At 62.4% G+C, this 23,010-nt stretch carries 24 protein-coding genes; 9 read left to right on the forward strand and 15 right to left on the reverse strand.

Annotated elements, in window-relative coordinates:
- Position 1 precedes the first annotated feature (1 nt).
- The 10 genes from C6A77_RS11670 to C6A77_RS11705 form a co-directional block, all read right to left on the reverse strand.
- Positions 2 to 478 (reverse strand): YchJ family protein, encoded by a 477-nt coding sequence (locus C6A77_RS11670; protein WP_114169606.1) that lies wholly within the window; start codon positions 476 to 478, stop codon positions 2 to 4.
- 405 nt (positions 479 to 883) lie between these two features.
- Entirely contained in the window at positions 884 to 1,426 is a 543-nt protein-coding gene (locus C6A77_RS11675; protein WP_114169607.1) for a hypothetical protein, read from the reverse strand.
- A gap of 246 nt (positions 1,427 to 1,672) precedes the next feature.
- Positions 1,673 to 2,674, reverse strand: a complete 1,002-nt coding sequence (locus C6A77_RS11680; RefSeq protein WP_114169608.1) for a hypothetical protein — start codon at positions 2,672 to 2,674, stop codon at positions 1,673 to 1,675.
- 51 nt (positions 2,675 to 2,725) lie between these two features.
- On the reverse strand, positions 2,726 to 3,127 hold the full coding sequence (locus C6A77_RS11685; protein ID WP_114169609.1) for a hypothetical protein: 402 nt from the start codon (positions 3,125 to 3,127) through the stop codon (positions 2,726 to 2,728).
- A 297-nt stretch (positions 3,128 to 3,424) separates the two neighbouring features.
- Positions 3,425 to 3,754, reverse strand: coding sequence for a hypothetical protein (locus C6A77_RS25305; protein WP_133295876.1), 330 nt, complete (start codon positions 3,752 to 3,754; stop codon positions 3,425 to 3,427).
- A 169-nt stretch (positions 3,755 to 3,923) separates the two neighbouring features.
- Positions 3,924 to 4,451, reverse strand: coding sequence for a hypothetical protein (locus C6A77_RS11690; RefSeq protein WP_114169610.1), 528 nt, complete (start codon positions 4,449 to 4,451; stop codon positions 3,924 to 3,926).
- 57 nt (positions 4,452 to 4,508) lie between these two features.
- Positions 4,509 to 5,000 carry a BRO family protein gene (locus C6A77_RS11695; protein WP_114169611.1) on the reverse strand — a complete coding sequence of 164 codons (492 nt, stop codon included), beginning with the start codon at positions 4,998 to 5,000 and terminating at the stop codon, positions 4,509 to 4,511.
- Between the two features lie 11 nt (positions 5,001 to 5,011).
- On the reverse strand, positions 5,012 to 5,548 hold the full coding sequence (locus tag C6A77_RS25310) for a hypothetical protein (RefSeq protein WP_133295877.1): 537 nt from the start codon (positions 5,546 to 5,548) through the stop codon (positions 5,012 to 5,014).
- Entirely contained in the window at positions 5,535 to 6,839 is a 1,305-nt protein-coding gene (locus C6A77_RS11700; RefSeq protein ID WP_114169612.1) for a site-specific integrase, read from the reverse strand. Before C6A77_RS11700 ends, C6A77_RS25310 begins: the two co-directional genes overlap by 14 nt.
- Before the next feature lie 227 nt (positions 6,840 to 7,066).
- On the reverse strand, positions 7,067 to 7,561 hold the full coding sequence (locus C6A77_RS11705) for a DUF6231 family protein (protein ID WP_114169613.1): 495 nt from the start codon (positions 7,559 to 7,561) through the stop codon (positions 7,067 to 7,069).
- A gap of 159 nt (positions 7,562 to 7,720) precedes the next feature.
- On the opposite strand from C6A77_RS11705, the gene C6A77_RS11710 reads away from it, so the two are divergent.
- The 3 genes from C6A77_RS11710 to C6A77_RS11720 all read left to right on the forward strand — a co-directional run bounded on the left by C6A77_RS11710 (position 7,721) and on the right by C6A77_RS11720 (position 9,649).
- A complete protein-coding gene (locus tag C6A77_RS11710) occupies positions 7,721 to 8,413 on the forward strand; it encodes an OmpA family protein (RefSeq protein WP_114169614.1) in 693 nt (230 codons plus the stop codon).
- Between the two features lie 209 nt (positions 8,414 to 8,622).
- Positions 8,623 to 8,898, forward strand: coding sequence for a DUF1145 domain-containing protein (locus C6A77_RS11715; protein WP_114169615.1), 276 nt, complete (start codon positions 8,623 to 8,625; stop codon positions 8,896 to 8,898).
- Positions 8,891 to 9,649, forward strand: coding sequence for a collagen-like protein (locus tag C6A77_RS11720; protein WP_114169616.1), 759 nt, complete (start codon positions 8,891 to 8,893; stop codon positions 9,647 to 9,649). Before C6A77_RS11715 ends, C6A77_RS11720 begins: the two co-directional genes overlap by 8 nt.
- Before the next feature lie 285 nt (positions 9,650 to 9,934).
- Here the strand turns inward: C6A77_RS11720 and C6A77_RS11725 are convergent, their stop codons facing one another.
- A complete protein-coding gene (locus C6A77_RS11725) occupies positions 9,935 to 10,399 on the reverse strand; it encodes a CopD family protein (protein WP_114169617.1) in 465 nt (154 codons plus the stop codon).
- A 98-nt stretch (positions 10,400 to 10,497) separates the two neighbouring features.
- Here C6A77_RS11725 and dinG point away from each other — a divergent pair, with 98 nt between their 5' ends.
- From dinG to pdxH, 5 genes are all read left to right on the forward strand, one after another.
- A complete protein-coding gene (gene dinG, locus C6A77_RS11730; protein WP_114169618.1) occupies positions 10,498 to 12,642 on the forward strand; it encodes an ATP-dependent DNA helicase DinG in 2,145 nt (714 codons plus the stop codon).
- 79 nt (positions 12,643 to 12,721) lie between these two features.
- Positions 12,722 to 14,956: a beta-galactosidase gene (locus C6A77_RS11735; RefSeq protein WP_114169619.1), complete on the forward strand. Its 2,235-nt coding sequence runs from the start codon at positions 12,722 to 12,724 to the stop codon at positions 14,954 to 14,956.
- Between the two features lie 166 nt (positions 14,957 to 15,122).
- The gene (locus tag C6A77_RS11740; protein WP_114169620.1) at positions 15,123 to 16,268 is read left to right on the forward strand and encodes a serine hydrolase domain-containing protein; all 1,146 of its coding nucleotides are present in this window, start codon (positions 15,123 to 15,125) and stop codon (positions 16,266 to 16,268) included.
- Between the two features lie 99 nt (positions 16,269 to 16,367).
- Positions 16,368 to 17,345 carry an OmpA family protein gene (locus C6A77_RS11745; RefSeq protein ID WP_114169621.1) on the forward strand — a complete coding sequence of 326 codons (978 nt, stop codon included), beginning with the start codon at positions 16,368 to 16,370 and terminating at the stop codon, positions 17,343 to 17,345.
- 18 nt (positions 17,346 to 17,363) lie between these two features.
- Positions 17,364 to 18,011: a pyridoxamine 5'-phosphate oxidase gene (gene pdxH / locus C6A77_RS11750; RefSeq protein ID WP_114169622.1), complete on the forward strand. Its 648-nt coding sequence runs from the start codon at positions 17,364 to 17,366 to the stop codon at positions 18,009 to 18,011.
- Between the two features lie 128 nt (positions 18,012 to 18,139).
- Here pdxH and C6A77_RS11755 read toward each other — a convergent pair whose 3' ends face one another.
- A complete protein-coding gene (locus tag C6A77_RS11755; protein ID WP_114169623.1) occupies positions 18,140 to 18,373 on the reverse strand; it encodes a hypothetical protein in 234 nt (77 codons plus the stop codon).
- A gap of 147 nt (positions 18,374 to 18,520) precedes the next feature.
- Between C6A77_RS11755 and C6A77_RS11760 the strand changes: the two genes are divergently transcribed.
- Positions 18,521 to 18,985: a glycine zipper 2TM domain-containing protein gene (locus C6A77_RS11760; RefSeq protein WP_009684613.1), complete on the forward strand. Its 465-nt coding sequence runs from the start codon at positions 18,521 to 18,523 to the stop codon at positions 18,983 to 18,985.
- Between the two features lie 69 nt (positions 18,986 to 19,054).
- Here the strand turns inward: C6A77_RS11760 and nhaA are convergent, their stop codons facing one another.
- The 3 genes from nhaA to C6A77_RS11775 form a co-directional block, all read right to left on the reverse strand.
- The gene (gene nhaA, locus C6A77_RS11765) at positions 19,055 to 20,230 is read right to left on the reverse strand and encodes a Na+/H+ antiporter NhaA (RefSeq protein WP_114169624.1); all 1,176 of its coding nucleotides are present in this window, start codon (positions 20,228 to 20,230) and stop codon (positions 19,055 to 19,057) included.
- Positions 20,231 to 20,530: 300 nt separating this feature from the next.
- The gene (locus C6A77_RS11770) at positions 20,531 to 22,138 is read right to left on the reverse strand and encodes an NAD(P)/FAD-dependent oxidoreductase (protein WP_114169625.1); all 1,608 of its coding nucleotides are present in this window, start codon (positions 22,136 to 22,138) and stop codon (positions 20,531 to 20,533) included.
- Positions 22,139 to 22,241: 103 nt separating this feature from the next.
- Positions 22,242 to 22,916 (reverse strand): hypothetical protein, encoded by a 675-nt coding sequence (locus tag C6A77_RS11775; protein WP_114169626.1) that lies wholly within the window; start codon positions 22,914 to 22,916, stop codon positions 22,242 to 22,244.
- Between the last annotated feature and the right edge of the window lie 94 nt (positions 22,917 to 23,010).

Genomic DNA, 23,010 nt, shown 5'->3' on the forward strand with positions numbered 1-23,010 from the left:
GTCAGCTAGCCACGTAACTGGCGCAGCATTTCTTGAACTTCTGGCCGCTGGCGCAGGGGCAGGGGTCGTTGCGCCCGGCCTTGAGCCCGACCGTGGGGTCGATGAAGTACCAGCGCCCGGCATGCTGGACGAACGCCGAGCGTTCGCGATGCTGATGGTCACCGTCCTGGTCGTGCCAGCGCGCGGTGAAGGTGACAAAACCGTGCTCCGGCTGGCCGCCCAGCACCTCTGCACTTTCCACCTCCAGGCCCAGCCAGGTGCTCTGGGCGCTCCAGGCCGCCATGGCGGCACGGTCCAGGCCGGCTTGCTGGGCTGGCAGGGTGGTGGCCACCAGATAGTCGACCAGGCCAAGCACATAGGCACTGTAACGTGAGCGCATCAGCGCCTGGGCATCCGGTGCCGGGGTACCGGCGTGATAATGCCCACAGCAGGCGTCGAGCAGGTTGCCACTGCCACACGGGCAGACCGAGACACTCATCATCACCACCAGTACTTGCCGAAGTTTTCGGGGTTGGCCCAGAACTGAGAGGGGCATGGTGGCAGGCCAAGCGTAGCGGGCTTCATAGAGGACCTCAAGGAGTTTGGTGACAAAGCTGGTGACAGTGTTGGTGACAGACGGCGAGACCGCAAGGGCGAATTGGTAGGGGTCCTTATCGCGCCCACAGGCACCCAAGCGAGGGCATACGGGGGAACCTGCGCGGGATGTCTTGTAATGGTGACCTTTCAGATTTTTCTGTCAGATTCTCGAAGGGCCTGCTGTGAGCTGACGAGCAGCGAACTACCGGCGACCAAGCGACCACAACCAGAGGGCCACACGGACAACCAGACAGGCCCAGCAGATGGCCTGTAAGTAGTCCATGGGGGGTTCTCCTTGGGATGATGGTTAGATGGTCTTCAGGCCCAGCTCAGCGGCTCTCTGTGGTGTCAGGTTGCCCTTCGCTACAGCAGCACGTAGACCCTTCTGAGTGTTCTTGTGGGGACCCTTCAGGGCCTTCCAGTCGCACTTGTCGTTGAAGGTCATGCGCTTGAGGATGTCTGCGCCATGATCATTGCCCAGCGAGGCCATCTTGTCGGCTACCAGTGAGGCCACCTCGGGCATCTCAAGGATCGCCTCGAAGGCGTCATAGACCATTGCCTCGAACTCATCCGAGACCCACCCGGCATACGCCAGCGCGGCCCGCTTGGTGGCCAGAGTTACGGAGCCTGCTCGCCCCTTGTTTATCGAACCGATATTTCCGGTTTGTTCCAGTGCCTTGGCCTTCTTGGTGTCTACCCACTTACCCGGCTGCTTGCTCTTGGGCAGCTTCAGGGTTCGCCAGATGTCAGTCAGGTCCCATTGGCCCCGGTCGTTTGCCTTGAAGGCGTGACCTTCAATGATGATTACGTGGCCGGAATGCTTGTGTTTGATGTCGATATTCATGTTCATTGGTCTTTTCCTCTTGTTTGCTCCCTCAAGTTCGCTCCCACGGGCAGCCGAAAGACCCGACCAAGGGTTCTGCCGGTGGCATGAAGGAACAAACAGGAAGACTTTCGATTAGGAGTGCCCAGCGACGGGCAGTGTTGGGTGAAGCGGTGCTCCCAGATTTGGGGAGGTGGAGAGATTCAATTTCTGCATCTCTGCCGTACCCCTGCCGGTCCCTCTTTAGGTCCGGCCTTAAGGGGTTCTTTACGATCAGCTCAGGGCAATGCGAGTGACCAGCGGAAACGGCACTTGGACGGTCTGAAGACCATCGGTAGTCAGTTTCACCTTGACCATGCCGTTGGCGATGATGTCCACCTCAGCCATGATCTCAAGGTCCCAGCCTTGGGCGTTCGGGTTGCGGGTCGCTTCGATGCGCCAGATGTTGCCGTCCCGGCGCACACGGTAGCTCAGCGAGGTGAACAGCTTGGGCAACATGAAGATGCCATGGTCGGTGCCGGTATACGGCTGAACGCCTGCGCCAATGAGGTCCTCAATGGAGTTCTGACCAGCACGTTGAGCAGCACGCTCAAGGACAGCCACCAGCGACACTGGGAGCAGGATCACGAAGTCGCTCAGCGAGGTCCCTACAGTCTGGTTAACGTGGGTCGTGAGGATGTCGATGAGGTCCTCAGCGATCTCGGCAGGCTTACCTGTTGGCTTGGCCTCAGAGACGCTCTCGGTGCTTGGTGCAGTCGCCAAGATGGCAGCGACCTTACCGGCTGCGCTGTATTCGATGTCTCGCATCATCTTCTCAGCGGTCTGCTCCATGGACTGGACAGTGAAGCCAGCTTGAATGTTGTGGTCGAGAATGGTGGCACGATGGCTGATGATCAATGCCGTGTCGGTGGCCTCGGTGAAGATCACAGAACCAGCCAGGACTTCGCCCTTCTCGACGGTCTGGTTATCCCAGTTCTTGCGAGGGTCAAAGGTGACGGAGCGGTCGGCCATGGTGATGATCTGTTGCCCAGTGGCCTCAGAGCCAGCCGGACGGAACTCGCACGGGGTTGCCTCCATGGCAGCCTCTCGCCACCCATCGCCGTTCAGGTGCTCATCAAAGGCCTCCACAAGGGCCTCCACATAGACGGACACATCGGTGGCCGCTTGGGTCTCTGGGCGAACATCGGCGGTGTTGAATCGAATCGACCCAGTGTGCTCATCGGTGATGGCGGTGGTGTAGGTCGATGGCTTGGCGTACTGGAATGGTTGTTTCATGGGAATGGGTCTCCTGAGTAATTGAATGAAGTGGTGTCGGGACTGGCGTGATTACCAGCCACCGCTATTGGCACGAGAGGCGGCTCGGATACGTTCACCCTGCTCACGAATGGCAGCGGCTCGGGCTTCCCGATCAGCTTTCGCTTGGGCGATCTCACGTGGCGTATGCTCACGGCACCGCTCAGCATGGGCATTGGCCTCTGCCTGCAAGCGAGCACGCTCCTGAGCCTTCTGGTACAGGTCTTGGCGGTACTCTCGGGCGACATCGGGAATCGCTTGGAGCGACAGACCGGCCTCATCGAACGCCTTAACGATCTCGAATTGCTGGCCCTTCACGGTCCCGCACTGGGCGACCAGCATGGGCAGCATGATGTTCTCGACGTACTCACGGGTCTGGGTTTGGCCGTAGATGGTGACTTCGTTCTTCAGGACTTTGGTGATGGTGATTTTCATGGGATGGATCTCCTGTGGGGTGACCCATTCGTTCAGCCCTGGTGCCATAGACGCGCACGACAAGACGGCAAGGAGAGAGCCGCGTGGGCACCTTCCAAGGCTGACGGATGAGTTCTTGATTTGAGGTTGAGGGTGATGCTGGTCGATCAGGACATGGCGAGCCTGAACGGCATCGGTATTGCGAAGGGTTCAACCGTGGCAACGGCTGAGCAGCAATGACAGGGAGAAATTATTTTGTTGCTGGCCTTCCTGTCTTGGCCATAGTGAGGGTTTTTAACGACAGCTTGACGGACGCCTTCAGGTTGTGAGTGAGATATCTTCGGAGCCACTCAATGGAATCCTCAAGTGAGTCGAGGCGATAGCTTGAAGGCATAGCCCTTGTTCAAGTAGCTGGTTCAAACGGTCGAGCGTCTTGGCAGGGCACTTAGCGAGGACCCGTTGGGCTAAAGCATCCATGTTGAAAGTGACCTGTCCTTTCTTATAGGTTCTGAAGTTTGAACGGTGGTCGCCGAGGACTCGACGTAACTCGATGAGCTGTATTCGAGCAGGTCGAGGGAAGGTCATGGACAAGGTGGTCAATTGTTCAGTGGTGAGGCGTGAGTTAGCTGGACAGACAATGCTGGTCATGTTGGAAGTTCTCCTTTACGGTGTTCTTTAAGATGCCCTTTCGATGAATGAAAGATGAGGGGTGATTTTCATCACTACCCCTCTCCCTCTTGGGTCTACTCGATGAGCTGGTCGATTCCGTTGGCCGCTTGGGTCTCGTTGAGTTTTCTTTTAAGTATGCGGCATTTATTCAGGCAGCCTCAGCACCCAGCGTTCTCAGGTCGTGGTGCAGCTTGGCGAGGACTACAGGACTTGGCGGTTCGCCTGGATCTTCCCACTCGTTGACACGGCTGGTTTTCAGGAAGCCATAGCGCATCTCATGGGCCAGCTCATCGGGGCGACTCTTGAGCAGGTACGGCATTGCCAGTTCAATTGCCTTCACATACCGCTGCGCTTGTCGGAGACCCAGCCGGTACTGAGCCATAACGTTGGCCGCTGAGACGACTTCGAGTTCTGCAAGGATGGCAACAAGGCGCTTCACGGACAGCGGTTTGGACGAGCCACCCGAGCCGATTGGGCGGTCATGCCAGTCAAGCCTTGCGATGCCCTCAAGGATGTCCATTGCGAAGTGGGGATATTGACCGTAGTCAGTGGTCGGCCCAATGAAGCCATAGAACAAGTTATCGATGATCTTGGTGGGTCGGCCTCTGCCGCGCTTGGGAGTGGAGAGTGCAGCGTGAGTGATTGCCTCGTGCTGGGCTGGGTCGTAACTGGTCATTAACGTGATCCTCCTTTGGCCGCTGCGGGAGTGCAGCCATAGTGAGGGTTTTAAACGTCAATCGACCCGGCCCCAGTAAACACGGGTGTTCACCACCGGGAGACCCAGAGCCTTAACGATCTCCTTCAGCTCCACCAGTTCACCACGGAGCGGCTTCAGCTCATCCATGATGCCCACGGCAATCGGGTCGGAGGACTCGGAGGCATCATAGCGACCGGTCTTGCGGATGGTCGGAAGGACTTCCTCGGTGACCCACTTGCGGAATGGCTCAGTCTGGGGTGAGTGGCCACGCATGAGGATCTCGTAGACCTCGGACTCACTGAATACCACGGTGTTGACCTTCATGGTCCGGCCAGCGGGATCAAGCGGGTATTTGGTGGAGGAATTATCCACCAGACTCCCAAGGTGCCGACCAAAGCCGTGGTGCTGGCGGGAGTTGCGGATGGTTGCCTTTGGGTCTTTGAACCCAGTAGCACGGGCCACCTGAGTCGCCACGAACAGCAGGTCATGCTCAGGGTGGCCCACGAGGACATCCAACTCGATGCCCATGAAATTACTCTTTAAGGGCGTCCAAGATCCCCTCCGGGTAAGCCTCTACAATGGGAACGAAGTTTGTCTATTTCCGTGATGACACAAGGAGTCTCTATGCTCCAAGCTTCAGGGCAAATCCAATCATAAAAAGCGAGAGCTAAGCTGTTGTCTGGGCCTGTAATGGTTTTCAACAACTCTTCGCCTTTCTCCAGTGATATAGGTTGGTGCGTGTCCTTGTCGAAGATGTGGGCGGCGTATTTGTTTCTGAACTTGCATATGTTTCGATGCTCGATCTCTGCGGCTATTTTAAAAAATCCTTTGGTCTGCTCGCTTGAGAGTTTGTTGAGAAAGGAACCGTATTTTATTCTTATCTCGTGGAGTTTGAAAAGTGATAGTACTGTGCTGTGGTTGCAGACCCTTAGGCGTCCTGCTGTTTTAATTAGGTTTTGAGGGTCAACACTGTATGATTTTATGATTTCTCTACCCATGCTTACCGCTGAGCTTAAATCCAGAATAAGATCGTTCAGTAACCACTTTATATAGTTGGCATCATTAGTTGCTTTCATGGATATCTCCATTCAGATTAGGACTCTTTGGATTGAATGCCTTCACGAGCGCTTCATGGAGTGTCCCCACTGGAACCCTCTGAGATCCCGCGTAGAGGTCGTAAGTGATGTTCCCTGAGCTGTGCCCGGTGATGCTCTGAGCAATGACCTCAGGGGTCGCAGCGGCCTTCAGGAGACCCGACAGGGAATGCCTCAGCGAGTGGAATGACTGGTCACTGCCTGCCTTCAATCCGAGCGGCTCACGTAGGGCCTCATTGAGCGGCTTGTTGAAGTAGTGAGCCTTCGCCTTGAACAGCTTGCCCGGTTCCGATGCGACCCACTCAAGGAAGATCTTGAGGGAGAATCCATAGGCCCCATCGACCAGAGGCACCTGTCGAACCGAGAAGTCATTTTTCAGGGTCTTCCCTTGCTCATCTTTGTTGATGTCGATGACAGTGATGCCATTCACTTGCCTCACATCGTCTTGAGTCAATTGGTACAGCTCGCCAATTCGGGCACCTGTGAGGACTCCCAGAGACAGCGCCCAGCGCTTCCAGTCAGTTGCAGGCAAGGCGTTGGCATGGTCCATGATGGTCGCTACCTCATCACGAGAGAAGGGCCTACGCTCACTGTCAGCCCCTTTCTCGATCTTCAGACCCTTGTCATAGGAACGCTCAAGGAAGCCATTGTTTACGGCCCAGTCCATGACAGTGGATAGCTGGGTCAGCAACTTGTTGACTGTCAGGACCTTGCGACCATCCATGACACGCTCCTTGAGCGCCACCATGTCAGCCCGCGTATGAACCTTGATGTTGAGGTCTCCGAGAAGCCCCGAGAGCGTCCTACAGTTCGATTGGATGGCCTTTAGGGTTGAGCCTTCCACGTTGCCCTGGCGTTCCTTAATGAACAGTTCAGAGAGGCCCTCGAAGGTAATCGGGTCTGTCGAAGACACATTTACAGATAGGGACACGGAAGGGGCTACAGACGTGCTACAAGACAGCTCCCCAATTATCTCTGTGAGTTCCTGAGGGCGACCCTCAAGACGCTCCTGAGCAGCCCTGAGAACTCGCTGGCCTGTGCCAATGGCTCGCTGCTGGCTCCCAGTGAACCGACCAAGCGAGGCAGCCTCAGCGAGGTGGTTGCTCATCTGGTCATAGATTTCCATGTAGAGGCCCCGTGAGTCCTCGCTATGGCCCTGTAGGGCGTCCTCAGCGATCTCCTTGAGGCGCTCCTTGAGGTCCTCCCACGAAGCCTCAGGGCGGTCGAGGTGGAAGACAGCCAGTGTCTTGAGGATGTCCTTGGAGAACTGCATAGCGGTTGGCCTATCGGTAGAACGGAGAGAGATGGCGAGACTACGGGTGGAGCATCCCCGAGGGCGAACCCTCAGGTAATAGATTCCTGACCGTCTGTAATGCCAGACCGAAAGAGCCTGAGCTGGTCGTTGGTGACAAGGCTGGTTACAGGCTGGTGACAGTTGGCCCTGCTCGGGCATAGCTTCGATAGCGTTCATGGTGAGGTAAGCCCTTGATATTCATGGGTTTACCACCAGTACTTGCCAAACATTTCCGGGTTGGCCCAGAACCTGGCGTTCAGCCAGTCCGGCACCTGTTTGTAGTCGTGTAGATCATAGGTGAACAGGCTCAATACCTGTTGGTCACGGCGGAATTTCTCGCTGGCCGACAGCGCCAGGGCAAAGAAATCGGTGTCCTGCCAGCCACAGGCGGCCAGGTCGGCGAGCACCGCGACCCGGTTGGCATTGAGGTTGCGAATGCCACCGAGCAATTCCAGGCCGGTGCGTTTGGGCAGGTGCTCCAGGCAGTCCACCAGCACCGCCAGGTCAAAGCGCTGGGCGGCCAGTTCAGCCGGCAGCGGGCCAGGGGCTGCGCTGGCGATGGTGACCTGCGGATGCGCCTGGGCGAAGGCGTCCAACGCCGGAAAGCGCGTGCCCACCAGCAGCAGGCGTTGCGGGGTGAAGCGCTCGAGCAGGGCGGCCAGGGCCTGTTGTGGCGTGCGCTGGGAAAAACCTTCGGTCATTGGCAATCCTCGTTGAAGTCGTCCAAGACTAGCGGGCCGCGGCGTGCGGGCAAAGAGGCATGTGACAGTGTCGTGGCTTATTGCTGGCAGGGTGCGGATGCGCGGTCTTTACTCCCAGACATCGGCCTTATGCCGATTCCCCCTAGGAGAAGCAATGAAATGAGCATAGTACGCACAGCGATACCCCTGGTACTGCTCACCAGTGTGTTGACTGGTTGTGCAGGTTTGCAAAAGACCGACTGGCCGAAATGTGCTGCCGTCGGGGGTGTAAGCGGCGCCGCCCTGGGCGCCATCGAGAGTTCCAGCTGGGCTGGCTGGGGCGCGTTGCTGGGCGGTGGCCTGGCGGCGGGCTATTGCTGGTCTCACGGCGATGGTGACGAGGATGGCGACGGCGTGCCGGACAGCCGTGACAAGTGCCCTGGCACCCCGCGCGGTGTGCAGGTGGATGCCAACGGTTGCCCGCCTGAGCCGGTCGCGGTGGTCGAGGAAGTGGTGGTGCAGAAGGAAGAGGTCATCGTCATCCGCGATGTGCACTTCGAATTCGATTCTGCGCGCCTGACCGCCAGCGACAAGGAACGCCTCAATACCATTGCCACGCGCCTGAAACAGGAAGCGCCGTCCGCCCGCCTGAGCGTCAGCGGCCATACCGACAGCGTTGGCTCCGACAGCTACAACCAGAAACTGTCCGAGCGCCGTGCCCACTCGGTGACCGATTACCTGGTCGACAACGGTGTGCCGCGCAGCAGCTTCGTGTCGGTGGTCGGTGCCGGTGAAACCCAGCCAGTGGCAGATAACGCCACGGCCGAAGGGCGTGCCATGAACCGCCGTACCGAGATCAAGATCCAGCGGTAGCGCGGTGTGCGCCCGTGCCTTGAGCAGTGGCACGGGCGCCGCCTTCATGGCACTCGGTCGTTCCCGGCGTGCCGCACCCGCAGCCGACGGATGGCGCTGCAGCTGCAGCGGGCGACGCTGGCGCCTGCCTTGGCATTGCAGTTAATGTGGGGCGCACGGGCCGCTCGATCGGGCCGTCTCGACATAACAACAATCCATGGGGGCGGGCTATGAAGTTCATCCTGGGCCTGGGCAAGGTCCTGACCATCGCTTTCTGGGGTGTGGTGTTGTTCAACCAATTGATGCCACAGCCGTTGCCTTTCAATCTGCTGATCAATGCCGCTGGCATCACCTTGCTGGGCCTGCACCTGCTCGAAGTGCTGTTTTTCAATGGCAGCCTGCGCGGGCGCAGCCACCGCTGGTTTGATCGCTTGCAGATCCTGTTGACGGGGATTTTCCACGTCATGTCCATTCCCCGTGCGCAGGAGGCGCCACGAAATGCGTAATCTGATGTTGCTGGCCGTGCTGGTCGCGCCCCTGGCCCAGGCCGAAAGCCTGGAAGTCGCCGCCAATTCCATGCTGCGCCTGCCCGACAAGTCGGCCAGCGTGCACCTTGCCCACCTGCGGGTTGCTGACGCCGCAACCCTGCTGCTGCCCGCCACCCTCGCCGAACTGAAGGTCGACCAGCTGGAGCTGGGGCGTGATGCGCGTATCGCCATTGCACCGTCCGACAGCCCGTTGCTGATCGAGGCGCGCAACGCGCGGCTGGGCGAGGGCAGCGAGTTCAGTGCGCCGGGGGCGGCCGGCAGTTACCAGCGGGGCGCCCGCTCGGGCCGTAGCCTGGACCTGATACTGACTGAAGTGGATGCCGAACGGCTGGCCATCGATGCCCGTGGCGGTGCCGGTGCGCCGGGTTATGTGGGGCTCGATGGGGCCAACGGCCAGGCGGGTGGCTGCACCTGGGGCCAGGCTAGCCGCGGCGCCAACGGCGATGATGGCGGCAATGGCCATGACGGCGCACCGGGCGGGCGAATTCGCCTGAGCCTGCCGCAGGGCTTCCCGCAGGAACGCATCGTCGTGCGCCTGGACGGCGGCGCGCCGGGCAAACCGGGGGCTGCTGGCAAAGCGGGTAAAGGCGGGGCGAGCAAGGGCTGCCTGGTGTACAGCACCGATGCCGGCGCCAATGGCCGGCCGGGGCAGCCTGGCCAGCCTGGGTTGGCGGGGGCTACGGGCGAACTGATCCTGCAGCGCTTGTGAAAACCTGTACTGGCCCTATCGCCGGCAAGCCAGCTTCCCACAGGTTTCAGCGCAAGCCCGAGGCATACGCAGCCCATGTGGGAGCGGGCAAGCCCGCGAAGCAGACGATGTGGTGGATGGCACCGGCTGCGCCGGTGTTCGCGGCCACGGCCGCTCCCACAGGGATCGCGCCAGTTTTTGGAAATTGATCAAGACAGTTGCTCCCACTGGGACCGCATCGGCTGCAAGCCATGTGCAGTGCCTGTGGGAGCTGGCTTGCCGGCGATAGGGCCGGTGCAGGCAGTATCAGATCACCAGCCGCGAGCTGGCCACTGCGACCACGGCCAGGCCAAGCAGCAGGTTGACCCCCACCATCCGCCGAATCCGCCCCAGCACCGCCGCACCTGTCGGCCAGTCCTCCGCCTGCACCGCTGCCTTCAGTTCCGGCAACAGCAACGCCTGGATGCGCATGAACAGGGCGAACATGGCAATGCCGCCGCCGATCATTACGTGCACGTACTTCGGCGCAGTCTCGAAGCCGCTGAAGCGCATGTGCAACATGCCGATACCACTTATCGCCAAAATCGCCACGGCGACCCAGACCCAGACGAAGAAGCGTCGGAAAACTTCCACCCACAAGCGCAGCCGGGCAGGCCCCTCCAGGGCTGCAACCGTTGCCGGGCGCAGCACCAGCCAGGCGAAGAACATGCCGCCGACCCATACCAGGGCGGCCAGGACATGCAGTGTGTAGGGCAGGGCAAAGGCAAGCATGCGGATCTCCATGCGGCATAAAGGGCAATAGCGGGGTATGATAGCCGCCCCATGCGAAACACTGAAAATATATCCAGCCCTCCGGGCGCCTGCAGACCATGATCAGCAACGAACTCAAAGCCACCATCCAGGGCGCCTATACGCGTTTTCTCGAAGCCAAGAGCCTCAAGCCGCGCTATGGCCAGCGTCTGATGATCGCCGAAGTGGCCAAGGTGCTCGGCGACATCGCCTGCGACGACGAAGGCCGCCGCGCCGGCGAGCCTGCCGTGGTGGCGGTGGAGGCCGGCACCGGTACCGGCAAGACGGTCGCCTACAGCCTGGCTGCCATCCCCGCTGCCAAGGCCGCCGGCAAGCGCCTGGTGATCGCCACCGCTACCGTGGCGCTGCAGGAGCAGATCGTCTTCAAGGACCTGCCCGACCTGATGCGCAGCAGCGGGCTCAACTTCAGTTTCGCCCTGGCCAAGGGCCGCGGCCGCTACCTGTGCCTGTCCAAGCTCGACATCCTGCTGCAGGAAGGCCATGCGCAATCGGCCACGGCGCAGCTGTTCGAGGAAGAAGGCTTCCGCATCGAAGTCGACGAGCGCAGCCAGAAGCTGTTCAACAGCATGATCGAGAAGCTCGCCGGCAACCGCTGGGACGGGGATCGCGACAGCTGGCCCGAAGCCCTCGAAGACCAGGACTGGGCCCGCCTGACCACCGACCACAGCCAGTGCACTGGCCGGCATTGCCCGAACTTCCAGCAGTGCGTGTTCTACAAGGCGCGTGAAGGCATGGGCAAGGTCGATGTCATCGTCACCAACCACGACATGGTCCTGGCCGACCTGGCGCTGGGCGGCGGCGCGGTATTGCCCGACCCGCGCGACACCATGTACGTGTTCGACGAAGGCCACCACCTGCCGGACAAGGCCATCGGCCATTTCGCCCACTATTCGCGCCTGCGCTCCACTGCCGACTGGCTGGAGCAGACCGCCAAGAACCTGACCAAGCTGCTGGCCCAGCACCCGCTGCCCGGTGACCTGGGCAAGTACATCGAGCAAGTGCCCGAGCTGGCCCGTGAAGTGCGCACCCAGCAGCAGTTCATGTTCACCCTGTGCGAGCAGGTCGCCGATTTCCGCCCCAGCGAGGACACCGAGGGCCGTGAGCGCCCGCGCTACCGTTTCGAAGGGGGCGTGGTGCCGGAACAGATCCGCGAAGTGGGCATCGAGCTGAAAAAGGGCTTTGCCCGCCTCAACGACCTGTTCACCCGCCTCGCCGACCTGCTCAAGGAGGGCATGGATGGCGAGGTCAGCATCGGCATCGCCAGCCATCAGGCCGAGGAGTGGTACCCGCTGTTCGGCAGCCTGGTCACCCGTGCTCAGGGCAACTGGGAGCTGTGGACGGCGTTTACCGCCGAAGACCCGGAAGACAGCCCGCCCATGGCCCGCTGGCTGACCTTGGCCGAAAGCGGTGCGCTGTTCGACATCGAGGTCAACGCCAGCCCCATCCTCGCCGCCGACATGCTGCGCCGCAGCCTGTGGAACGTGGCCCATGGCGCGCTGGTGACCTCGGCGACGCTGACCGCACTGGGCAAGTTCGACCGCTTCCGCATGCGCTCGGGTTTGCCGCGGGACGCGGTCACCTGTGTGGTCCCCAGCCCGTTCGTGCATGGCGATGCCGGGTTGCTGCGGGTTCCCGACCTCAACGCCGACCCGCGCGATGCGGCGGCGCATACCGCAGCGATCATCCGCGAGTTGCCGAACATCGTCGAAGATGCCCGCGGTGCGCTGGTGCTGTTCTCTTCACGCAAGCAGATGCAGGATGTGTTCGATGGCCTGGACCGTGACTGGCGCAAGCTGGTGCTGATCCAGGGCAACCTGTCCAAACAGGAAACCCTGAACAAGCACAAAGCGCGGGTCGACGATGGTCAACACAGCGTACTGTTCGGTCTGGCCAGCTTCGCCGAGGGGGTCGACCTGCCGGGTGCCTACTGTGAGCATGTGGTGATCGCCAAGATTCCCTTCGCCGTGCCCGACGACCCGGTCGAAGCGGCGCTGGCGGAATGGATCGAGGCGCGCGGCGGCAACCCGTTCATGGAAATCGCCGTGCCTGATGCCTCGTTGAAGCTGATCCAGGCCTGCGGCCGCCTGCTGCGCACCGAGCAGGATCGCGGGGTCATCACCTTGCTTGACCGGCGCCTGGTTACCCAGCGCTACGGCAAGGCTATTCTCAATGCGCTGCCGCCGTTCCGGCGGGAGATTTCCTGACCGCCGGAGCACCTGCTCCGGCGCGTTGTCGTTTACTCAGTCGTGGGCCATGAGGGCCCTGAAGGAGAGCCACAGCCTTATGGTCCGCCGCGCCCTGCCTGCCGTTTTCGCCCTGTTGTTCAGCTCACCCTTGCTGGCTGGTCAGCAGACGCTGTTCAGCTTCGTGCGCCCGGCCTCGGTGGTCAATGTGCTGACCGAGGATGCCGGCATGCCGCAGTACAACGCGGAACAGACAGCCGAAGGCGAAGTGTTGCGGCGTGTGGTGTTCAACCCGGCCCAGCGGCCAACCCTGCGGCTGAGCCCGCAAGCCGGCGTGTGGGACTGGTCCGGCGGGCAATTCCTGACCTTGCGCCTGCAAAGCGCGATGGATTGGGCGCTGACCGTGGATGTCACGGTACAGGGCAGCGATGGCCGCACGTTGACCAGCCGCATCGACCTGCCGGCCGGCCCTGCACAAACCGTGATGGTACCGCTGACGGCCAGCTCGCCGCTGAGCCAGGGCATGCGCGCCGGCCCGCCGATGCCGTGGAATCATGCTGGCCAGCGCTTGCTGCTGGCCAGCAGTGCCGGCGCGCTCGACCTGAAGCAAGTGGCATCGCTCAGCCTCAGCATCCCCAACCCCAAGGTGGCGCAGAGCCTGCTGATCGAGCGGGTGGGCATTCAGGATGACGACCAGGCCTACCGGGCGGCCTACCACGAACTGATCGATGCCTATGGCCAATTCACCCGCGGCCATTGGCCAGAGAAGGTTGCCAATGACGAGCAACTCAAGGCAGCCGATGCGCGTGAGCAGCAACAGCTCAAGGGCTGGCTGGCGGAGCGTGGCAAGCAGCAACTGGATGCCTACGGTGGCTTGGTGGCGGGGCCGGCGTTCGTGGCCAAGGGTTTTTTCCGCACCGAAAAACGTGACGGCCGCTGGTATCTGGTCACGCCCGATGGGCACCCGTTCTATTCCCTTGGGGTGAATGCCGTGGCCGCAGATGGCGGGCGGACCTATGTGGCCGGGCGTGAAGGCATGTTCAAGGCACTGCCGGGCGAGGGCGATGCGCTGGCCGCATTCTATGGCCAAGGCAATAACAACGACGGCAATGCCTCCTCGCAAGGGCGCAACTTCAAACAAGGGCGCTGGTTCGACTTCTATGCCGCCAACCTGCAGCGTACCTATGGCAAACCGTGCCCGCCCGCAGTAGAGGGGCAGCCGGCCAACTGCCCACCGCTGGTGCTGGATGCCGCGCGCTGGCAGGCGCATGCGCTCGATCGCCTGCAGGCCTGGGGCTTCAACACGCTCGGCAACTGGAGCGAGCCCGCCCTGGGCCAGGCCCGGCGCATGCCGTATACCTTGCCGCTGTCGATCGTCGGTGATTACGCCAGCATCAGCACCGGCATGGACTGGTGGGGCCGCATGCCCGACCCGTTCGACCCGCGTTTTGCCATGGCCACCGAACGCGCCGTGGCGATTGCCGCTCGCGACCATCGTGACGACCCCTGGCTGATCGGCTACTTCGCCGACAACGAACTGGCCTGGGCCGCCCCCGGGAGCGACGCCAAGGCCCGCTACGGCCTGGCCTACGGCACCTTGCGCCTGACCACCGACGTGCCGGCCAAGCGCGCCTTCCTCAAACAGTTGCGCGACAAATACCGCAATCAGGAAGGGCTGTCCAAGGCCTGGGGCATCGAGCTGAGCGCCTGGGAACTGATGGAGGACCCAGGCTTCGAGGCACCGTTGCCCAACCCGGAACACCCGGAAATCGAGCGTGACTACCAGCATTTCCAGCAGGTGTTCGCCGAAACCTACTTCAAGACCATTGCCGACTCATTGAAATGGCATGCGCCGAACCACCTGCTGCTGGGGGGGCGCTATGCCGTCAGCACGCCGGAGGCGGTCAAGGCCTGCGCCGAGTTCTGCGATGTACTCAGCTTCAACTTCTATACCCTGCAACCGCAGGACGGCTACGACTTCGCCCGCCTGGCCGAACTGGACAAGCCGGTGTTGGTATCCGAGTTCCAGTTCGGCTCGCGTGATCGCGGGCCGTTCTGGCCGGGCCCGCTGGAAGTGGCGCGCGAAGAAGACCGTGGCCCGGCCTACGGCAACTTCCTCAAGGCGGCCCTGGCGCAGCCGATGATCGTCGGCGCGCACTGGTTCCAGTACCTCGACCAGCCGGCCAGCGGTCGCCTGCTCGATGGGGAGAACGGGCACCTGGGCCTGGTAGCGATCACCGACATGCCGTACCTAGGGTTTGTCGAGGCGGTGCGCAAGAGCAACTTGCAAACCCTGGCTCAACTGCGCACCCAGCTGGAAAAGCCCGCGCCCTAAACCAGGTCGACGCGGTCTTTTTCTAAATGGCTGGGGCTGCTTTGCAGCCCTTTCGCGACGCAAGGCCGCTCCCACAGTGACCACCCAGCCCAAGCCAGTTTGCAAAACGCCAAACTACTGAAACAATGCACACCATTTTCGGAAATGGTCGTACGGAGAACAGCGGGTGCAGATCCAGGGTCACTATGAGCTGAAGTTCGAAGCAGTGCGCGAAGCCTTCGCCGCGCTGTTCGATGATCCCCAGGAGCGTGGCGCCGCGCTGTGCATCCAGGTCGGTGGCGAAACCGTGGTCGACCTGTGGGCCGGCAGCGCCGACAAGGACGGCCAGCAGGCCTGGCACAGCGACACCATCGCCAACCTGTTCTCCTGCACCAAGACGTTTACCGCCGTCACCGCCCTGCAGCTGGTCGGCGAGGGCAAGCTGGCCCTCGACGCCCCGGTAGCCAACTATTGGCCCGAGTTCGCCCAGGCCGGCAAACAGTCGATCACCCTGCGCCAGTTGCTCAGCCACCGCGCCGGCCTGCCGGCGATCCGCGAGCTGCTGCCGGCCGAGGCGCTGTATGACTGGCAGGCCATGGTCGATGCGCTGGCTGCGGAAACGCCCTGGTGGACACCGGGTAGCGAACATGGCTATGCCGCCATCACCTACGGCTGGCTGATTGGCGAGCTGATCCGTCGCGCCGATGGGCGTGGCCCCGGCGAGTCGATCGTGGCGCGTACCGCCCGGCCGTTGGGGCTGGATTTCCATGTCGGCCTGGCCGACGAAGAGTTTTACCGCGTGGCGCATATCGCCCGTGGCAAGGGCAACGCCGGCGATGCTGCGGCGCAGCGCTTGCTGCAGGTGACCATGCGTGAGCCCGAGGCGCTGTCGACCCGGGCGTTCACCAATCCGCCGGCGATCCTGACCAGCACCAACAAGCCGGAGTGGCGCCGCATGCAACAGCCGGCGGCCAATGGCCACGGTAACGCGCGCAGCCTGGCGGGCTTCTATGCCGGCCTGCTGGACGGCAGCCTGCTCGAGTCCGAACTGCTCGACGAGCTGACCCGCGAGCACAGCCTTGGCCAGGACCGTACCTTGCTCACCCAGACCCGTTTCGGCCTGGGCTGCATGCTCGACCAGCCCGATGTCGGCAACGCCACTTTCGGCCTTGGGGCACGCGCCTTCGGCCACCCGGGTGCCGGTGGCTCGGTCGGTTTCGCCGACCCGGAACACGATGTGGCCTTCGGGTTCGTGGTCAATACCCTTGGCCCTTATGTGTTGATGGACCCACGTGCGCAGAAACTGGTACGTGTACTTGCCAATTGCCTTTGATCGGGTAATGCGGGTATTGCCCCAGCCCTTTGACTATCCTCAATGCCAGCGCCTGAAGTGTGTGGGCAAAATTTCTTTCTATTTCATGGTGTATCGCTGATGTCTTCACATAAAACCTTAGCACTCGCCCTGTGCCTGACCGCCGTTACCGGCTGTGCCAGCCACTCCCAGGACGCCTCGAAGGACAGCGGCTCGAGCTGGTGGCCCTTCGGTTCGGACAAGGTTGCCGAGCAGGAAGTGAAGCAAGCCGTCACTGAAAACGTGGCCAAGGCCGACGCCAAGTCCGAAAAGGCCAGCCGCTGGTGGTGGCCGTTCGGCGATGAAGAGAAGCAGGCCAAGGGCCCGGTGGTGCCGAAGATCGACCAGAAGGCCACCCAGGCCTGGCTGGACGAGTACGAGCCCAAGCTGCGTGAAGCGATCAAGGGCAGCAAGCTGGAGCTGGAGCGCCGGGACAACGTGCTGGCCGTCACCATCCCGGTCGACAGCTCGTACAACCCTGACCGCCCGAACATGCTGCTGCCGATGACCCTGGGCCCGATTACCCGCGTGGCCAAGACCGTCGAAGGCGATGCCAAGACCGCCGTTCTGGTGCTCGGCCATGCCGACAGCAGCGGTGTCGCTGCCGCCAACCAGAAGCTCAGCCTCGAGCGCGCCGCTTCGGTGTCGGCCATCTTCCGCCTCAGCGGCCTGCAGCGTGACCGCCTGAACCTCAAGGGCATGGGCGCGGAAATGCCGCGCGCCGCCAACGACAGCGCCGAAGGCCGTGCCCTGAACCGCCGCGTGGAAATGCTGCTGACCCCGCAGAACACCATGGTCGCGCTGCTGGCCAAGTACCAGCAAGCCGCTCCGGCGCGGGCGCCAATGGTGGCTGCGCAGGATATCAAGGCGCCTGCCGCCAAGCCTGCCGAGAGCAAGCCGGCGGCTAAGGTCGCGGCCAAGAAGCCTGTAACGAAGGCCAAGGCCAAGGCACCGGCCAAGACCACAGCGAAGAAGAAAGCCGCGCCGGCCAAGCCGGTCGCCAAGAAAGCTACTGCTGAGAAGAAGGTAGCCGCCAACAGCCCTGCGAAGACCAACTGATCGTCAAGGAACGCAGCAATGACCCAATCCCTGGCTGATATGCGCCGCGACTACACCCGTGATGGCCTGGCTGAAGCACAGGCCCCGGATGAGCCGTTCGCCTTGTTCCACCAGTGGTTCGCCGATGCGGTGAAAACCGAGCAGGCACCGGTGGAAGCCAACGCCATGACCCTGGCCACGGTGGACGGCGAAGGCCGCCCGCATTGCCGTGTGCTGCTGTTGAAGGGGCTCGATGAGCACGGTTTCACCTTCTTCACCAACTACGACAGCGCCAAGGGCCAGCAGCTGCAGGCCAACCCCTGTGCCGCCATGACCTTCTTCTGGCCGGCGCTGGAGCGCCAGGTGCGCATCGAAGGCCGGGTGGAAAAGGTCACGCCTCAGGAGTCGGACGCCTACTACCAGGTGCGGCCGCTGGGCAGTCGCCTGGGGGCCTGGGCTTCGCCACAGAGCCGGGTGATTAGCGGTCGTGAGGAGCTGGAGGGCCTGGTCAAGGCCACCGAGGCGCGTTTTTCCGATACCCAGCCGCATTGCCCGGAACACTGGGGTGGCTATCGTCTGCTGCCTGAGCGTATTGAGTTCTGGCAGGGGCGGGCGAGCCGTCTGCATGACCGGCTGAACTACCGGCTGGTGGATGGGCAATGGTTGCGGGAGCGGCTGGCGCCCTGAGATTCCGGGGGCTGCTGCGCAGCCCATCGCGACGCAAGGCCGCTCCCACAGGTACAGCGCAGACCCAATCTGTGGGAGCGGCCTTGTGTCGCGAAAGGGCCGCAAAGCGGCCCCGGCAACTTCTAAGGCTACCCCGTATACCCCGCAGACTCGCGCTGCAGCCACGCCGCCAGCTGCTTGCGCCCCACCTTCTCCACCCGCGCCTGCTCCAGCCTCTGCAGCATGTAAGCCTGCTTCCCCGGGTCAGCCCCGGCCAGCGACAACGCCAGATCACGGTCCATCCAGCGGCGCATGCGCAGGTACAGCCACCCGTGGAAATACAGGCCGGCAACGGTGGTGACCACGACGATGAAGTAATCCATGGCTATCCTTGGTCTCATTTGAACAGGCCTCGACACAGCCACGCAGGCTGTACCCCGGCTGAATGAAAACAATTTTATTACGTTTGTACCGTGACAGCCGTCAACGTGCAGCGTCTAATGAGCACCTGACTTATGGAGACCTTCCCCATGCGTAAATCCGCTTTGCTGGTGGCGACCTTTACCACCATGTCGTTGTTGCTGGGTGGCTGTGCCTCGAGCCTGACCGGTGACAGCTACTCCCGTGACGAGGCCCGCCGCGTGCAAACCGTGCGTATGGGCACCATCGAATCCCTGCGTCCAGTCAAGATCGAAGGTACCAAAACCCCGATCGGCGGTGGCGCCGGCGCCATCGTCGGTGGCGTGGCAGGCAGCGCCGTGGGCGGTGGCCGTGGCAGCATCGTCGCCGCCGTGATCGGTGCCGTGGCCGGTGGCCTGGCTGGCTCTGCGGCCGAAGAAGGCCTGACCCGTACCCAAGGGGTTGAAATCACCGTACGTGAGGACGATGGCAGCATGCGTGCCTATGTGCAGGCCGTGCAGGAGAACGAAATCTTCCGCGTTGGCGATCGCGTGCGAATCATGACCGTCGACGGCACCAGCCGCGTCTCGCACTGACCGTAGCGCAACCAGACAAAACCCCGACATGGCGCATGCCAGTCGGGGTTTTTTCATGCCTTGGCCAGGTCAGCCGTTGCGCGGCCTGGCGCTGGCCATGGCGGTTACCGCATAACCGATGACGGCAGCGAAGAACGAACCGGTGAGAATGCCCATGCGGTCCATGCCGGCATAATCGCTGCTGCCCGGGACAAAGGCGAGCGAACCGACGAACAGGCTCATGGTGAAGCCGATGCCGCAGAGTATCGCCACGCCCAGCAACTGGCCCCAACTGGCGCCGACCGGCAGAGCGGCCAGGCGCAGCTTGACCGCCACCCAGGTCAGGCCGAAGACGCCCACGGTCTTGCCCAGCAGCAGCCCTACGGCGATACCCAGCGGTACCGGGTGGGTGAAACTTTCCACGCTCATGCCAGCCAGCGAGACACCGGCATTGGCGAACGCGAACAGCGGCAGGATGGCGTAGGCGACCCACGGATGCAGGGCGTGCTCCAGGGCGAGCAACGGCGAGCGTTCGGCATGCCGGGTGCGCAGCGGGATGCACAGTGCCAGGGCCACACCGGCCAGGGTGGCATGCACGCCACTTTTAAGTACGCAGACCCACAGGATCAGGCCAATGACCATGTACGGCCCAAGCTTGACCACGCCAAGCCGGTTCATCGCCACCAGCGCCACCAGGCAGGCGCCGGCCAGCAGCAGCGACACGCTCGACAGGGTGCCCGAGTAGAACAGCGCAATGACGATGATCGCACCGAGGTCGTCGATGATCGCCAGGGTCATCAGGAACAGCTTCAGCGACACCGGAACGCGCTTGCCCAGCAGGGCCAGGACGCCGAGGGCGAAGGCGATGTCGGTGGCGGTAGGAATCGCCCAGCCAGCCACGGCTGCCGGGTTGTCACGGTTGATGAACCAGTAGATCAGTGCCGGTACTACCATGCCGCCCACGGCGGCGGTGGCAGGCAGAATCACCTGGGAGGGCTTGGACAGGTGGCCGTCGACCACCTCACGCTTGACCTCCAGGCCGATGAGCAGGAAGAACAGGGCCATCAGGCCGTCGTTGATCCACAGCAGCAAGGGCTTGGCGATTTGCAGGGCGCCGACCTGGACCGCGACGGGGACGTCGAGCAGGCCGCTGTACAGGTACGAAAGCGGCGAGTTGTTGATGACCAGGGCCAGGATGGCCGCAGCGATGAGCAGCAGGCCGCTGGCGGCTTCGAGCTGGAAGAAACGGGTGAACAGGCTACGCACGGGCTATAGGCTCTCCATGAGCAGTTGACGATGGAACGGGGATACACCCTAGCCTGTGACGATATGCTTTCAAACAAAAACTATATTCGTTTTTGTTATATGGTGTTGCTGGCTGGGCTGAGGGAAGCCTAGATGCAGATGGGGAAGGAAGGGGGAGGGAAAATCTGATTTCTGGGTTGGATAATTCTGGTTCCTGTCAGGGCCTATTCGCGGGCTTGCCCGCTCCCACAGCTACCACGCCACGCGGTACTTTGTGGGAGCGGGCGAGCCCGCGAAAGGGCCCTGAAAGGCGATCCGACATCACAGGCCGAGCATATCCCGCGCCACTGCCTCGGCAATGCGAATCCCATCGACCCCCGCCGACAGGATCCCGCCCGCATATCCGGCCCCTTCGCCCGCCGGGAACAGCCCCTTGAGGTTGAGGCTCTGGTAGTCGTCACCACGGGTAATACGCAGCGGCGACGAGGTGCGGGTCTCGATCCCGGTCAACACCGCATCATGCAGGTTGTAGCCCTTGATCTGCCGGTCGAACGCCGGCAGCGCCTCGCGGATCGCCTCGATGGCGAAATCTGGCAGGCTTGGCGCCAGGTCACCGAGCGTCACACCCGGCTTGTACGACGGCTCGACACTGCCCAGCGCGGTCGAAGGCCGGCCAGCGACGAAGTCACCCACCAGCTGCGCCGGCGCCTGGTAGTTGCTGCCACCCATCACATAGGCGTGGGCTTCCAGGCGTTCCTGCAGTTCGATGCCGGCCAGCGGGCTACCCGGGTAGTCGCGCTCGGGGTCGATACCGACGACGATGCCGGAGTTGGCATTGCGTTCGTTACGCGAGTACTGGCTCATGCCGTTGGTCACCACCCGGCCCGGCTCGCTGGTGGCGGCGACCACGGTACCCCCCGGGCACATGCAGAAGCTGTACACCGAGCGGCCATTGCTGGCGTGGTACACCAGCTTGTAGTCGGCGGCGCCCAGTTTCGGGTGGCCGGCGTACTTGCCCAAGCGTGCTTTGTCGATCAGCGTCTGGGGGTGCTCGATACGGAAACCCACCGAGAACGGTTTAGCTTCCATGTATACGCCTTTGGCGTGCAGCATGCGGAAGGTGTCGCGGGCGCTGTGGCCCAGGGCCAGTACCACATGGCGCGAGTGCAGCTGTTCGCCGCTCTCCAGCACCACGCCGGTCAGCTGGCCATCCTCGATCAGCAGGTCGGTGACCTTCTGCTGGAAGCGCACTTCGGCACCCAGGGCGATCATGTCCTGGCGCATCTGCTCGACCATGCCGGTAAGGCGGAAGGTACCGATGTGCGGCTTGTTGATGTACAGGATCTCGTCCGGCGCACCGGCCTTGACGAACTCTTCCAGCACTTTGCGGCCGTGGTGCTGCGGGTCCTTGATCTGGCTGTACAGCTTGCCGTCGGAGAAGGTCCCGGCGCCGCCTTCGCCGAACTGCACGTTGGACTCCGGGTTGAGCACGCTCTTGCGCCACAGGCCCCAGGTGTCCTTGGTGCGCTGGCGCACTTCCTTGCCGCGTTCGAGGATGATCGGCTTGAAGCCCATCTGCGCCAGCAGCAGGCCGGCAAAGATGCCGCACGGGCCGAAACCGACCACGATCGGACGCTCCTGCAGATCAGCCGGGGCCTGGCCGACGAACTTGTAGGTCACGTCTGGCGCCGGGCCGATGTTGCGATCGTCGGCGAACTTGCTGAGCAGCTCGGCTTCGTTGCTGGCTTGCAGGTCGATGGTGTAGATGAACAGCAGTTCGCTGTTCTTCTTGCGCGCATCGTAGCTGCGCTTGAACAGGTTGAAGCTGAGCAGTTGCTCGTCGCGGATGCCCAGGCGCTGGACGATGGCTTCACGCAGGGCTTCGTCGGGATGGTCCAGGGGCAGCTTCAGTTCGGTGATTCGTAGCATGGCAGGGTCCAGTATCCCGGCCATGGGCGGCCGGCGGCTTTACACAAACCGCCAAGTATAAGCTGTTCGCCGCCCTGACTGGCAGGATAAAAGCGCCCGGCGATCAGTTGTCGCGCGCGCCGCCGTAGTAACCGCAGCCTTGCAAGGTCTGGCCGTCGATGCGCAGTTCGGCGCGCAGGTGCTGGATGGCGCCCGTGGCACTGTCCACGCAGCGTTGCGGCGCGGCCCACAGCTCCACGCGCTGGCCGTTGGCTTCGCTGGTCAGGGTTAGGCCGCCACCGGGTACCTCTTCTTCCAGGAACGGCAGCGGCAGCGGGTCTTTGCCGGGGCGTTCGATGACCATGCCCTTGCCGCTGGCCTTCACCGCCCAGTCCGGCTCGTGGCCGCTGGCGCGCAGGGTCAGTTGCTTGAAGTTAGGGTCCTCGCAGGCGCGCGTCGAGGGTTGCAGGCGGTATAGACGGCGTACTTCCAGCTGGCCATCGTTGTTGGCCTGCTTGCTGCCGGTGAGCCGACCACGGACGTCGGCGAACAGCTTGTCGTTGGCGTCCTGGGCCAGATTGGCAGCCTCCTGCAGGATGCCGGTCGCGGCGACGTCGTTGATCACGAACGTACGGCTTTCGCTGCACGGCGTGAACAACAGCTGGCCACCGGCGGCACGCAACTCGCCCTGCATGCGCGTGGTGCCGATGTTCGGGTCGCTGGGGGCGTCAGCCATCAGCTGGCAACCGGCGAACAGGGGCAGCAGGGCGCTGAGCAGCAGGGTGGGGGTGAGGCGCATGACGGGGTGGACTCCAGAGATCTTTGCCGTGAAAGTTGGCCACGTTACGCAGGCTTGCGGCGGATCTCAAGTTAATGGTTGCCTGTGCTGGCCC

The sequence above is a fragment of the Pseudomonas sp. AFG_SD02_1510_Pfu_092 genome, assembly GCF_003331055.1.
Taxonomy (GTDB): Bacteria; Pseudomonadota; Gammaproteobacteria; order Pseudomonadales; family Pseudomonadaceae; genus Aquipseudomonas.

What these genes read in the sequence shown, in the direction of transcription:
- C6A77_RS11670 (WP_114169606.1), bottom strand. Translation starts at nt 478, where the DNA reads ATGAGTGTCTCGGTCTGCCCGTGTGGCAGTGGCAACCTGCTCGACGCC.
- C6A77_RS11675 (WP_114169607.1), bottom strand. Translation starts at nt 1,426, where the DNA reads ATGAACATGAATATCGACATCAAACACAAGCATTCCGGCCACGTAATC.
- C6A77_RS11680 (WP_114169608.1), bottom strand. Translation starts at nt 2,674, where the DNA reads ATGAAACAACCATTCCAGTACGCCAAGCCATCGACCTACACCACCGCC.
- C6A77_RS11685 (WP_114169609.1), bottom strand. Translation starts at nt 3,127, where the DNA reads ATGAAAATCACCATCACCAAAGTCCTGAAGAACGAAGTCACCATCTAC.
- C6A77_RS25305 (WP_133295876.1), bottom strand. Translation starts at nt 3,754, where the DNA reads ATGACCAGCATTGTCTGTCCAGCTAACTCACGCCTCACCACTGAACAA.
- C6A77_RS11690 (WP_114169610.1), bottom strand. Translation starts at nt 4,451, where the DNA reads ATGACCAGTTACGACCCAGCCCAGCACGAGGCAATCACTCACGCTGCA.
- C6A77_RS11695 (WP_114169611.1), bottom strand. Translation starts at nt 5,000, where the DNA reads ATGGGCATCGAGTTGGATGTCCTCGTGGGCCACCCTGAGCATGACCTG.
- C6A77_RS25310 (WP_133295877.1), bottom strand. Translation starts at nt 5,548, where the DNA reads ATGAAAGCAACTAATGATGCCAACTATATAAAGTGGTTACTGAACGAT.
- C6A77_RS11700 (WP_114169612.1), bottom strand. Translation starts at nt 6,839, where the DNA reads ATGCAGTTCTCCAAGGACATCCTCAAGACACTGGCTGTCTTCCACCTC.
- C6A77_RS11705 (WP_114169613.1), bottom strand. Translation starts at nt 7,561, where the DNA reads ATGACCGAAGGTTTTTCCCAGCGCACGCCACAACAGGCCCTGGCCGCC.
- C6A77_RS11710 (WP_114169614.1), top strand. Translation starts at nt 7,721, where the DNA reads ATGAGCATAGTACGCACAGCGATACCCCTGGTACTGCTCACCAGTGTG.
- C6A77_RS11715 (WP_114169615.1), top strand. Translation starts at nt 8,623, where the DNA reads ATGAAGTTCATCCTGGGCCTGGGCAAGGTCCTGACCATCGCTTTCTGG.
- C6A77_RS11720 (WP_114169616.1), top strand. Translation starts at nt 8,891, where the DNA reads ATGCGTAATCTGATGTTGCTGGCCGTGCTGGTCGCGCCCCTGGCCCAG.
- C6A77_RS11725 (WP_114169617.1), bottom strand. Translation starts at nt 10,399, where the DNA reads ATGCTTGCCTTTGCCCTGCCCTACACACTGCATGTCCTGGCCGCCCTG.
- dinG (WP_114169618.1), top strand. Translation starts at nt 10,498, where the DNA reads ATGATCAGCAACGAACTCAAAGCCACCATCCAGGGCGCCTATACGCGT.
- C6A77_RS11735 (WP_114169619.1), top strand. Translation starts at nt 12,722, where the DNA reads ATGGTCCGCCGCGCCCTGCCTGCCGTTTTCGCCCTGTTGTTCAGCTCA.
- C6A77_RS11745 (WP_114169621.1), top strand. Translation starts at nt 16,368, where the DNA reads ATGTCTTCACATAAAACCTTAGCACTCGCCCTGTGCCTGACCGCCGTT.
- pdxH (WP_114169622.1), top strand. Translation starts at nt 17,364, where the DNA reads ATGACCCAATCCCTGGCTGATATGCGCCGCGACTACACCCGTGATGGC.
- C6A77_RS11755 (WP_114169623.1), bottom strand. Translation starts at nt 18,373, where the DNA reads ATGGATTACTTCATCGTCGTGGTCACCACCGTTGCCGGCCTGTATTTC.
- C6A77_RS11760 (WP_009684613.1), top strand. Translation starts at nt 18,521, where the DNA reads ATGCGTAAATCCGCTTTGCTGGTGGCGACCTTTACCACCATGTCGTTG.
- C6A77_RS11770 (WP_114169625.1), bottom strand. Translation starts at nt 22,138, where the DNA reads ATGCTACGAATCACCGAACTGAAGCTGCCCCTGGACCATCCCGACGAA.
- C6A77_RS11775 (WP_114169626.1), bottom strand. Translation starts at nt 22,916, where the DNA reads ATGCGCCTCACCCCCACCCTGCTGCTCAGCGCCCTGCTGCCCCTGTTC.